The sequence below is a fragment of the Vibrio sp. D401a genome (assembly GCF_030248515.1).
In the GTDB taxonomy this organism is placed as follows: domain Bacteria; phylum Pseudomonadota; class Gammaproteobacteria; order Enterobacterales; family Vibrionaceae; genus Vibrio; species Vibrio rotiferianus.
The window spans coordinates 156,484-168,731 of the sequence record NZ_JAHGAI010000008.1 but is presented as its reverse complement, the minus strand read 5'-3'; the positions used below and the strand labels follow the sequence as shown (position 1 = coordinate 168,731).

The following is a 12,248-nucleotide window of genomic DNA, read 5'->3' as shown; positions in this document are numbered from 1 at the left end:
CTCTCCTCGGTCGAAAAGACCTAAATATAACCGCAAAGACGAGCTTTGCTTAGGCAAGCGATAGTTTTGGCATCCGTAATAATGCCTTGAATAATTTGTTGTTCGAGTTCTTCTCGTGACAATGTCACTACTTCAATCACTTCGTCATCGTCACACTCGTATCGATTGGTTTTGTTCAGTTGTTCGGCAACAAACAAGTACTGGATTTCATCACAGAAACCAGCAAGAGGGGTAACTTGACCAAGCGATGTAAACTTTTCGGCGCTGTATCCTGTTTCTTCTTCCAACTCTCTTTGAGCACAATGCAATGGATCTTCATCGCCTTCACGTGTGCCAGCAGGCAATTCAAGCAGCCATTTGTTAAGAGAGGGACGGAATTGATTAACAAGAACGATGTTGCCATCTGAAGTAATAGGTAAGATAACGGCAGCACCGGGGTGTTGGATAGTGGTATGTGTGATCATCCGACCAGTTGGTAGTTTAACTTCCTCTTCGACCAGAGAAATCTGCTTCCATTTATGAATTGTAGTGCTCATGCAGTTGTGGATCCTAGCTGTAACCGCGCATTGACGTGTTTTGCACATTAACCACAAACCACCGGAAACAAAAGAAGAAAATGGTTTCATACTCTTGCGAAACCAGCACATTCAGTGAGTTATGTCTCATAAATGAAAACTATGGTTTCTCGCGCACGCGCGCGAAGAGCATCTGGTATAAACGAGGTTCACTAAAAAATACACTTGTAACAAAGTGATAACAAATGTATAAAATTATATATACAGCCTCAGTTCAACAGCCGGAGCTTCTATGATTCAACCATCTTTCGCATCTAATGCAGAAAAGGCGCTTCTTTCAGAGCGTATCAACAAGCTAGCGAAAGCGTTAACTGATGGCGTTTACGAACGCGAACACACCATCAAACTTTGCCTTCTTGCCGCTCTTGCCGGCGAAAGCGTCTTCCTTCTTGGTCCTCCAGGGATCGCAAAAAGCTTAATCGCAAAACGACTTATCCAAGCTTTTGATAATAGCAGTTATTTTGAATACCTCATGACGCGCTTCTCAACACCTGAAGAAGTGTTTGGTCCATTGAGCATTCAAGAGCTAAAAGACAACGGTCGTTATGTCCGTCTTACTCAAGGGTACTTACCAACGGCGCAAGTGGTTTTCCTTGATGAGATTTGGAAGGCGGGTCCTGCGATTCTGAACACGCTATTGACCGTTGTGAACGAAAAGACATTTAAAAACGGCAGCGAAATCGAACGTGTACCGATGCGCCTTTTGGTTTCTGCATCAAATGAACTGCCAGATGAAGACAGCGGCTTAGACGCACTTTACGACCGTATGTTGGTACGCGTGTTTGTAAACCGCATTCAGGACAAACAAAACTTCAAATCCATGCTGACAGTGGGTACGTCTCAAGAAGCGCAAGTTCCAGAGGGCTTGGCGATCACAGACGAAGAATACCACCGCTGGCAGCAGCAGCTCGACAAACTCACTCTGACCGACAACGCATTCGAAAAGCTTTTCCAACTAAAAACGATGTTGGAAACCAAAGTCGAGTCTGAGTTTGGCGACGCATCATTAACAGACATGTACGTGTCTGACCGCCGTTGGAAGAAAGCGGTCAAGCTGCTTAAAGCAAGTGCGTTCTTTAATGGGCGTGACGAGATCAATCCACTTGATCTTCTGCTACTTCAAGATTGTTTATGGAACAGCCCTGAGTCACGCGATGTCGTTCGCGGTGTGATTCAAGAGTTCGCTCTTAAGCATGCCTTCGACCAGCAAGAAGCAGAACAAGAGATCGAATACTGTCGTGAATCTTTGGTTGATGTACAGCATGAGCTTGAAGACAAATATCGCATGACGCTAAACGCAGAAGCGGCAACGGGTCTGCTTCGCAAAGAAACCATGAGCTTCGATACATCCAAAGCGAAAACTTACAAAGTAGGCGCGGCGGTGAATCTGGTTAAGCTGGTTATTCTGCAAAGTAACATGTCGGTTTCTGAATCAGAGAAGGGTGACAGCCGCTGGGTATACGTTCCAAAAGACGAACTTGACCGAGTGATCAAAGAAGGTCATGGCGATGTGTATGGCTACGTGAACCAAAACACCAATATGTGTCGTCTGCGTTTTGATGTCGATGCCGCCAACAACCTAGTGATCCGTGACATTGCTAACCGAGGCGTGTTGGTGAGCTTGGTCACCCAACAAGGTTTAGACGTTGAGCTTTACCAAAAATGGTTGGCAGAAAGCGAAAAAGCAGTCAGCCAAATGAGTGAAGCTGAACATCATATGCGCAAGGTTAAAGCCAACTTCCATGGCGCATTACCACACAGTTTCGTGGATCCAGAGTTACCACGTCTAATGGAGTCGAGTCTGCAACAGGTGAGCCAGAGACTTGAGTCTATCCAAGGTGAAAGCGAGAAGATCATTCAACGCTTTAAAAACTTACATCAGTTTTTCTCTTAAGGAGACGACATGTTAGGTGCAGACGGACTCAACTTAGCGCTCATGGTGGCGGACTCTGGCATCATTGATAGTGCGGTTAACGATTTAATGGCACGTTCACAAGTCATGATGATGGCAGAGAATCGAGGTATGAAATCTTCTGTTAAAAGTCATCTACTAAAGTGGCGTGGCAATGTAAAAAAGCGCATGACGAAAGTCTGTGAGACAGAACGTTTCCAACAAGAACTCGCGCTCTACCAAGAAGTTATTTATTGGGATGAAGAAGAGTTCTTTGAACGCATTGATGACGTAATCAAGAAGCTTGAATGGCATTCGGCGTTTTACATGCAAGCACGTCGCATGATGGAGAAGAACAAGGGCGTGAATAACCCAATGTTCCCTCATTACTTCTGTGACCAGTGGTATCAAAGCCTTGTTGAGGCCATTAAGCAAGCGCAAGTCTCTGAGCTTGAAGAGAACAAAGAAAAAGTCCTTAACGATCTTTACCAGCGTATGGAAACCATGCGTAGCATGGATAAAGTGACGGAGTCTGGTGACGAAGAAAGCGTAGGGCGCTTGTGGGATATGGCGTCAGCCAAGTTGAGTAAAACTGACTTAACCGTGATGAAGCGTCACGCAGAGTTCCTTAAAAAGCACAAAGGCTTACAAGAAATCGCTGAACAACTTGGTCGCATGGCGGGGCAAGTGAATGATCCAGACCTCAACCGTGCTCCAGCAGAAGAGCTGCAAATGGTCGAGGAAAAGAGTGACGAAGCGACCGACGACATCGTCGGTATTCACGAAAGTGACGATCTCAACAAATTGCTACCGAATGAAACCATGTTCTTGGCGTATCCAGAACTGGAAGTGGTGTTCTACAAGCATTTGGTTGATAAACGTTTAATGAACTACCGCACGCAAGGTAAGTCTCGCACATTGCGTAAAGTCAAAGCGCACAAACCAGATCACAAAGCGGTGGACGTTGAAAAAGGGCCGTTTATCGTTTGTGTTGATGCGTCCGGCTCGATGAGTGGCTTCCCTGAGCAATGTGCTAAAGCCATGGCTTACGCACTCATGCAAATCGCTTTGGCGGAGCAACGTGATTGCTACGTGATCATCTTCTCCACAGAGCACATAACCTACGAGCTAACTCGTCAGGATGGCTTACGTGAAGCTGCCGACTTTTTAACTTACAGCTTCCATGGTGGTACGGATTTGGAGCCAACGTTGATTAAATCCATCGATTTGATGAACAGCGACAAATACAAAAACGCCGACATGGTCGTTATCTCAGACTTCATTGCGCCAAAGCAGCAAGATGAATTGCTTGCGAAAGTGGATGCGTTAAAAGCGAAGAAGAATCGCTTCCATGCCATTAGCTTATCGAAGTATGGCAACCCAGCGTTGATGTCGATGTTTGACCACACTTGGTCTTACCATCCAAACGTAGTAGGACGCTTGTTCAAACGCGTTGCTAACGGTTAATCGCGAGAATACATATAGAAAAGCGGCATCAATTGCCGCTTTTCTTTTACCTGTTCGTTTCGGTTTGTTCTAACCAAAATGAGGAAATTTGGACAGTTTAGCTCGAATTAACATCGGATTGGTTTAAAACAAAGCAAACAGACAGGAAAGTACAGTTTTTTGTTTGACTATATTTTCTGAATCCGTAAAGTAGCAACCAACGCAACGGGGCAAGGCTCTGAAGCGTTGAAAATAAAGGCGCCTTGGCAGAGTGGCTATGCAGCGGATTGCAAATCCGTGGACCTCGGTTCGATTCCGGGAGGCGCCTCCATTTTGCGACACTAGCTCAGTTGGTAGAGCGCAACCTTGCCAAGGTTGAGGTCACGAGTTCGAACCTCGTGTGTCGCTCCAAATTATGGATATGGCAATGGCGGTATCCAGATGCGAAGAGCATCAACATCAAACCAGCGAAAGCTGGTTTTTTTGTATCTGTTGTGTGGTTCCTCCTCTATTTCTGTCAGTCCATGATCGGATGTAATCACACAAGTGTGACTTTCCGATCTGCATTTGGCTTCAAAGCGACTTACAATATGTTCTTCAACAAGGAAGCAATGAAGACACATGAGAAATACCGACGATTACATCATTTTCTATCATTTAGTGGAACAGGGTTCGTTCAGCGCAGCTGCAAGACAAATGGAGCTTACTAAGTCGGTCGTCAGTAAGCGTATTGCCAAGTTGGAGCAGGAGATTGGCGTTCAGCTTCTGTATCGCACAACGCGCACGCTCAAGCTCACAGAAGCAGGGCAATCCTTCTTCGAACATGCACGTAGTGTCTATCAAGCCGTCGTTACCGCAGAAGAGTCGATTGTTGGCTTAGGTAAGAGTTTATCTGGCAATATCAAGATTACGGTGCCTACCATCTCTGGTGAGCTTATCCTTCCTACGGTTATTTCTGAGTTCAACCAAGCGTACCCAGATATCAATATTGATATGGAGCTGGACAACCGGTTTGCAGATATCGTCAATGAGGGTTTTGACCTTGCAATTCGTACAGGGGTTTTGCCTGATTCAAGCCTTATAGCGCGTAAGCTTGTTGATGCAAACTGGATTGTCTGTGCATCGCCCAAGTACGTCGCCAAACATGGCAAACCCAAAACGCCGAACGAGCTCACCAAGCACAACTGTTTGGTTTACGCCTATCAAGAGACGGGGGCGCGTGAGTGGGCTTTCAAACGTAATAATGAAGCTTATCAGGTTAAGGTGGATGGAAATCTATGTACCAACAACTCGTCTGCGTTACGTAATGTCGCTTTGCTAGGGCAAGGCATTATTTATGTACCTCGTGTGCTGGTTTATGAAGACTTGCAGCAAGGTAAGCTCATTCAGTTGTTTAAAGACGAAACTGCCAAGTGCTTAGGCATCTATGCGGTGTATCCATACACACGTCAGCAGCCAGAAAAGATCAAGATCTTTATAGAGCATCTTTATCAGTGCTTTCAAAATCGTAGCCATCAATTTTAGCTGGCCGCTTTACTCAAAAGGCATGAACCACCCTTTGGATAGGGCTCATCGCTGAATCCAAAACTCTACCATTCGCCTATTTTCTTTATTGATCTACAATGTCACAGCTATATAACGCTGCCATAACGTATCGGCACTCACATGTTGTGCTTTTGGTTTGACTCAGCATTCTGTCAAGGTGAGGAATATAAAGCCTTGCCAGCCTTTTTGATTTTCTTGTTCTTCGATATTGTGCACATTTGTTAACAATGTACTTTGCTATTGTTTCTTTTTGGAAACGATAAGTTTCTTTGTTGAATTTGTGGTTTTGGAAAGTGTAACTAACTGAATTTATGAGTGATTATTGTGGTTTGCTTTACTTGGGCGTAGTTATCTGACTTTAGTGGAATGGACGTTCAGATTCGGACTACTTATATTGGTTGGGCATAATAACTAGAGATACGGATATGAAACAGAAGCAGCTCATCGACGCATTTGTCACCATTGTCGGGGAAGAAAACGTCCTTACCGATGAAATCAAAACCAAGTATTACCGCAGCGGTTTTCGCTCTGGAAGCGGTACGGCATTGGCGGTGGTTTTCCCTAATACTCTGCTAGAGCAGTGGAAGGTGATTCAACAATGTGTGGAGAACAATTGCATCATCATTATGCAGGCGGCTAAGACCGGCCTTACTGAAGGCTCTGCGCCAAGTGGTAGTGATTATGACCGCGATGTCGTAGTGATCAATATTACCAAGATGAAGCAAATCTATCTGTTAGACGGTGGCAAGCAAGCGGTTTGCCTTCCGGGAGCAAGTTTACATTCGCTAGAAAAAGAGCTGCGAGCAGTAAATCGAGCACCACATTCTGTGATTGGTTCTTCTTCTCTTGGCGCTACTGTGGTGGGCGGCATTGCAAACAACTCTGGCGGGGCTCTGGTTAAACGTGGTCCTGCATACACTGAGTTAGCCATATTCGCTCAGGTCGATAAAGACGGTAAGCTCAATCTTGTTAATCACCTTGGTATTGAAGGATTAGGCTCGACACCTGAAGAGATCTTGCAGAACATCCAAGATGGAAACTTCGACCCAGATAAAGTGATTCATGATGAGCGCATGGCATCGGATAAAGAGTATGACGAACGTGTCCGCGACGTTAGCTCTGATATCCCATCGCGCTTCAATGCCGACGAACGTCGTCTGTACGAGGCGAGTGGTTGTGCGGGTAAACTGGGCGTGTTCGCTGTTCGAGTCGACAGCTATCCGATCCCAGAGAAAGAGCAGGTGTTCTATTTAGGTACTAATGATCCAGATAAGCTCACCAAGCTCAGAAAAGATATCCTTACGCAGTTTGAAAACTTGCCAGAAATGGGCGAGTACCTTCACCGTGACATCTTCAACATGGCCGAGAAATACGGTAAAGATGTCTTCCTATCTATCGATTTATTAGGTACGGATAATCTACCTAAGATGTTCTCGCTCAAAGCTAAGGTTGAAAACTTCTTAGAGCGTGTACCTTTAGTCAGTAAATACCTGCCAGATACTATTCTCTACTACGCAAGCAAGTTATTCCCACAGCACCTTCCTAAGCGCATGTTGGAATACCGTGATAAGTACGAACACCATCTTGTACTCAAAATGAGCGATGGCGGCATTGCAGAAGCGCAGAAATACCTCAAAGAAGTTTGGGCGGCTGAGCACGATAGTGATTTCTTCGAATGTACGCCAGAAGAGGGCAAGAAAGCGTATCTACATCGCTTTGCAGCAGCAGGTGCAGCAATTCGTTACGAAACCATTCACCGTGACGAAGTTGAAGATATTGTTGCTCTAGATATCGCGTTGCGACGCAACGATGAGGATTGGTTAGAGACGCTACCAGAAGAGGTAACTAAGAATCTGGTTAAGTCTCTCTATTATGGCCACTTTATGTGCTATGTCTTCCATCAAGACTATATCTTTAAGAAAGGCACTGACACTAAGTTGATGAAGAAGCTGATGTTGGAGCACTTAAACAGTCGTGGTGCGAAATACCCAGCCGAGCACAACGTAGGGCATCTATATGAAGCAGAAAACTCGTTGCAAAAGTTCTACCACCAACTTGATCCGACCAATACCTTTAACCCGGGTATAGGTAAAATGGACCGCTACAAGCGCAACTGTAACTGCTGTGCTTAGAAGGTAAGAGTTTTGATTCCAAGAGCCGCAGACATACGCGGCTCTTTTTATTTGTTCCTTTACAACCCAACAGAGGACGTCTGTTTAGAGGTAGATCACATGAAATCCAGTCTATCGAATTAATAAGACAGTATTGTGTTGCTTTCTATCATTATGATTTAAAAATGCATTTTAAAAACTATCAGGTTGAGTTATGAATTGTTTGGTTTTTAATCGTTCTGTTTGGTAATATTTCCTTCGCTAGATATTTAAAGGAAGTAATAATTATGAAATTGAATTAATAAATATAAGGATTTTATATCCGCATCGTTGCATTAGTTACTTACAGCGTCCTCCAACATTAAAGTTCAGTTTAAATATAACTCGGCTCAACCTTGGGTCACTTGCGCTTTAAATTAAATACCAAATACAGCTCTATTTCTTTGCATGTGCTTAGATACGCCATGAGAACTTATAGTAGCGTACGTCACTCTAGCTAGATTTACATTCTGTAAAAATAGGTGAGGGTTTTATTTCTCATTGGTTTTAGCAATGTCGTACTTGGTTGGACTGCTTTCTGTAGTGGAGATGCAGCAAATCAGTAACCCGTTTTGACTTGAATCATAAGTCATAAGACGTTGTTGTTATTCTATCCATAATAAGATATAAATCTAAAATATAATTATGTTTAATTTTAATAATTACTTACCAGTTAATGGTGTTAATTTAAATAAAAGATTCGTTCTAAAACTTGCTGTTGTATCCCTTGCTATATTTTCGTCAAACACCTGGGCGGAATATATAAATGATGTAAAGAACCAAAATACTCATCAACACCACCATACACATTCTGATGTACATGAATCAAAAGAGAAATTTTCTGCTGATAAGAAAAATCTAAAACGAAAAATACAGCAGAATAAATCAGACCTATTGGTAGCGATAGATAATTACCAAAATAGCGATGGCGAAGCCAAATTACGTTATTTTTCAGAAGCATTAATGTTGCTCAAGTCGAGACAGGTAACTATTACCCAATTGGCTGATATCGACCCGGTCCTTGCAACAAAAGTCGCTTTTAACAACAAGCAGCGCAAGCTTATTCCATCAGAGCTTCAAGGCTTTGTTGAGCAAGAGCAGCAGTTAGAAGGCGCTTTGGAAGTGTTTTATGAAGATGATGATAAAACGCACTCTAGTCGTCTTCGTTACATCTTGAATTCTGGAAACTCGCGAATCGAAGTCAAATTTCCTAGTCACGCTGTCGCTAAGGGGGTGCGTGATGGCGACAAAGTACGTGTTGGCGGGATCAACATCAAGCAAACCGGAAAGAAATTAGATGTGTTGGCATTGAATCAGGACCCATCTAATTTATTGGTTTTGGCCGATGGTAGTAACACGATTTCTACGGACGGGATTGACTCGACACAAGTGACCGCGAGCTCTTTTGGTGAGCAGCGTACTTTGGTGATGCTATTGAACTTTCTGGATAACACGCAGACACCATGGTCAGTCGAAGAAGTGCGAGAGTTAGTATTTGGGCAGGTTAATGACTTTTATAAAGAAAACTCTGATAACCAAGTATGGCTAACGGGAGACGTGGTTGGTTACTATACCTTGCCCATGAATGCTACGTGCGACACTTGGGCAATTCACACTACCGCTGAAGATGTGGCTTTAGACAATGGCGTGAGTTTTGGTGATTATGCGCGAATTTTATATGTGTTCCCTGAAAACTCATCATGCGGATGGACTGGAAAAGGAACGGTTGGCGGCAATCCATCAAAAGCTTATGTGAATGGCTCTTTAACTCTGCGCACTGTTGGGCATGAACTTGGACACAACTTTGGCTTACATCATGCCAAAGATCTCGATTGTGGCTCTGACATTATTGGTGATCGATGTGCATCGGCAGAATATGGTGATGCGCTTGATATCATGGGTATGTCAGGCATTACTGGCCATTTTAATGCCTTTAGCAAGGAGCTCTTAGGCTGGATTAGTACAAACTCAGGAAACGTCGTTTCTGTTGAGACTGACGGCAGCTATTTACTTGAACCTGTTGAAACACCGCATAGTGGTGGTGCAAAAGGCTTGAAAATTAGACGTGGCACAGATGAAGTAACAGGTAAACCATCGTGGTATTACCTTGAGTATCGCCAAGCGATTGGGTTTGATAGCTTTGTTGAAGGCAAATCGGGCATTACGGATGGGGTAATTTTTCACCTAGCGACAGAAGATGATCCACAAAGTAACTTGATGCTAGATATGATTCCAAATAGTGGTCTGAGAGATCTTGATGAATCTGCTCTGCTTGTCGGCCAAACGTATACTGATGTTCAAGCAGGCATTACCATTACAGCAGAGTGGGCAAATGCCAATGCAGCTAGCGTACATGTGACCTTTGATAATGAACAGTGTGTGCAAGCAAGCCCTTCAATTGATCTTGCATCCAGTCAAGTTGTGAGTGGCGTTGCTGGTTCTTCTGCCTCTTATAAGTTGAACGTGACGAACAACGATACGAATGCCTGCTCGTTAATGTCATTTAATGTGAGTGCGAATGTGCCATCTGGTTGGTCATCGACGCGTGAATCTTTGACACTGGCTTCGGGTGAGACTAAAGCGATAGAAATTCACGTAACGTCGAGTGATTCTGCGCAAGAAGGCAGTTATGACATGGTGCTGAAGGCGGAAAACAGCACTGATTTAGCATTGGCAACCAGTATTCCAGCGGTTTATCAAATTGAACCAAGTGTTCAGACGTGTGAGATGGCCAATCCAACGTTAACGCTAGTTGCAAACTCCGCGGCGGAGTTCGAGCCGGGAGAGACTGTTCACTACACTGCAACCATTACCAACAATGATAACCAAGCGTGTGAGTCAGCGAATTTTCAAATCAGTGCGAATGTGCCTGAAGGGTGGGTTACGACTAGTAGCGTTGCTTCACTTACGTCGGGTGAAACGACATCTATTAGCTTAAGTGTTACTTCTGACGTTTCGGCTGAAGCAGGAAGCTACGGTATTGATGCGATAGCAACCAACATGCTAGACGCTAGTTATAATGCACGAGCGAGCAGTGTTTATAAAGTAGCTGACTTGGCGCCTGTATGTGAGCTAAACCCTGCATTGATGACGTTTTCTTCTTCGATTCAAGAGGGTAACGCCAGTGACACCTTGGTGTATTCCGCGACGTTGACGAGCCAAAATGGCTCTGAATGCGACCCTGTGTCGTACACTGTATCTGCAGATGTACCAAGCGGATGGAATAGTTCGACTCACCAACTTTCACTTGAATCTGGACAGAAGGCGAGTGTTGAGTTGATGGTTACTTCTGCAGAGAATGCAACCGAGGGTGAGTATTCGATTCAAGTTCATGCGCTATCAACGGAAAGCGGTGAAGGCGCGGCTAATGGCGTTGTCGAATATCGCATCCTAGCGATCTCAAACTTATCTCCCATCGCTAACGATGACTCAGTCGTGTTGACGGCAAAAGAGGTGACCGAGATTGATGTGCTTGCGAATGATAGCGATCCAGAAGGAGACATACTGCAAGTCGTTGGCTTTACGCAAGGCTCGAAGGGATCTGTCAGTTTAAACAGTTCTGGGCGCTTAGTTTATTCACCGGCGAAGAAGTTTAAAGGGAGTGATAGCTTTAGCTACACCATATCTGATGGTCAAAATACAGCGACAGCAGTGGTTTCTATCCAGTTAAGCAGCACGAGTGAGGGCGGCGGTAATAAGGGAAAAGGAAACAGTAAATAGAATCTGTAGATCTGCGCGATAGAGGAGGCAATAGCGAAAGTTATTGCCTCTTTTGGTTTATATTAGTGCTAATTGAAACGGCTATTTAGGCTCTTTAAGAAGATCTTCAAACAGCGCGGAGAACACTCGATAATCTTGTGCACCAACAACCAGTTGTGCGCCGACTAATTGACCATCTTCTATACGCCCGACAACAAAACTTGGCGTACCCCGAATACCAAGAGTTGATGCAAGGGCAATGTCGTTTTCTACATCTTTTGCCATTTGAGGATCTTCAAGGCACGCAGAGAACTTTTCGATATCCAGCTTTAAGTCGCTTGCGGTTTTTTGGTACAAAGTGGTGTTTAAGTTGCGCATATTTGAAAACAAAGCGTGTCGCATTGGCCAATACTGACCTTGCTTAAAGCTACAATTGGCAGCAATTGCGGCACCTTTAGCTTGTGGATGAAACCCAAGTGGAAAGTCTCTTGTTAAGTACTTAACCTTTCCTGAGTCGACATAGTTTTCTTTGATCATTGTGAATGTGTTGTCGGTGAAGCGTTTGCAGTAAGGGCATTGGAAGTCAGAAAACTCGATGATCGCGATTGTCGCGTTGTTATCGCCCATTGACGGAATGGTTCCATTGCCATCAAAGTCTTTTTGATCGGGTAAAGTTCTGAATTTTGGTTTAGCCGCTTTGGCTGCATTTTCTTTAGCTAACTCAATGTCTGATTGAATACTTTCAACCTGCGCTTTCAAGTCTTTTACTTCTTGCCTCAATGCGGCTAACTCAGATTCAACACTTTCATCATTTGTTGGTTGGCATCCGACGACCAGAGGAATAGAAAGCAATAAAGTGTAAATTTGGTTTCCATACTTCGACATAGTGCTCCCCCTTGTATGGATTGAAAAAAGGGGCAACGGCATTGCCCCTTTTAGATT

Annotated in this window: 7 protein-coding genes and 2 tRNA genes; 7 read left to right on the top strand and 2 right to left on the bottom strand. The window is 44.2% G+C overall.

The annotated features are described in order from the left end of the window. Nucleotides 1-20: 20 nt before the first annotated feature. Complete coding sequence (locus tag KIV41_RS04995; protein WP_285335812.1) at nt 21-536, bottom strand: NUDIX hydrolase; 516 nt, start codon at nt 534-536, stop codon at nt 21-23. A 271-nt stretch (nt 537-807) separates the two neighbouring features. Between KIV41_RS04995 and KIV41_RS04990 the strand changes: the two genes are divergently transcribed. The 7 genes from KIV41_RS04990 to KIV41_RS04960 all read left to right on the top strand — a co-directional run bounded on the left by KIV41_RS04990 (nt 808) and on the right by KIV41_RS04960 (nt 11,327). Then, entirely contained in the window at nt 808-2,469 is a 1,662-nt protein-coding gene (locus KIV41_RS04990) for an ATPase RavA domain-containing protein (protein ID WP_285335811.1), read from the top strand. Nucleotides 2,470-2,478: 9 nt separating this feature from the next. Next, complete coding sequence (gene viaA, locus KIV41_RS04985) at nt 2,479-3,933, top strand: ATPase RavA stimulator ViaA (protein WP_010451648.1); 1,455 nt, start codon at nt 2,479-2,481, stop codon at nt 3,931-3,933. 236 nt (nt 3,934-4,169) lie between these two features. Further along, a tRNA-Cys gene (locus tag KIV41_RS04980) sits at nt 4,170-4,243 on the top strand. Between the two features lie 4 nt (nt 4,244-4,247). Then, nucleotides 4,248-4,323: transfer RNA gene (locus KIV41_RS04975), tRNA-Gly, on the top strand. A 210-nt stretch (nt 4,324-4,533) separates the two neighbouring features. Further along, nucleotides 4,534-5,436, top strand: a complete 903-nt coding sequence (locus tag KIV41_RS04970; protein WP_285335809.1) for a LysR family transcriptional regulator — start codon at nt 4,534-4,536, stop codon at nt 5,434-5,436. Nucleotides 5,437-5,882: 446 nt separating this feature from the next. Continuing rightward, nucleotides 5,883-7,589 (top strand): D-lactate dehydrogenase, encoded by a 1,707-nt coding sequence (dld, locus tag KIV41_RS04965; protein ID WP_285335808.1) that lies wholly within the window; start codon nt 5,883-5,885, stop codon nt 7,587-7,589. 912 nt (nt 7,590-8,501) lie between these two features. Continuing rightward, a complete protein-coding gene (locus KIV41_RS04960; protein WP_373417594.1) occupies nt 8,502-11,327 on the top strand; it encodes an NEW3 domain-containing protein in 2,826 nt (941 codons plus the stop codon). Between the two features lie 81 nt (nt 11,328-11,408). Here the strand turns inward: KIV41_RS04960 and KIV41_RS04955 are convergent, their stop codons facing one another. Beyond that, on the bottom strand, nt 11,409-12,191 hold the full coding sequence (locus KIV41_RS04955; protein ID WP_285335806.1) for a thioredoxin domain-containing protein: 783 nt from the start codon (nt 12,189-12,191) through the stop codon (nt 11,409-11,411). Nucleotides 12,192-12,248 lie beyond the last annotated feature (57 nt).

Excerpts from the sequence above, each read along its gene's own strand:
- KIV41_RS04970 (WP_285335809.1), top strand. The coding sequence starts at position 4,534 with ATGAGAAATACCGACGATTACATCATTTTCTATCATTTAGTGGAACAG.
- KIV41_RS04955 (WP_285335806.1), bottom strand. The coding sequence starts at position 12,191 with ATGTCGAAGTATGGAAACCAAATTTACACTTTATTGCTTTCTATTCCT.
- viaA (WP_010451648.1), top strand. The coding sequence starts at position 2,479 with ATGTTAGGTGCAGACGGACTCAACTTAGCGCTCATGGTGGCGGACTCT.
- KIV41_RS04995 (WP_285335812.1), bottom strand. The coding sequence starts at position 536 with ATGAGCACTACAATTCATAAATGGAAGCAGATTTCTCTGGTCGAAGAG.
- KIV41_RS04990 (WP_285335811.1), top strand. The coding sequence starts at position 808 with ATGATTCAACCATCTTTCGCATCTAATGCAGAAAAGGCGCTTCTTTCA.
- dld (WP_285335808.1), top strand. The coding sequence starts at position 5,883 with ATGAAACAGAAGCAGCTCATCGACGCATTTGTCACCATTGTCGGGGAA.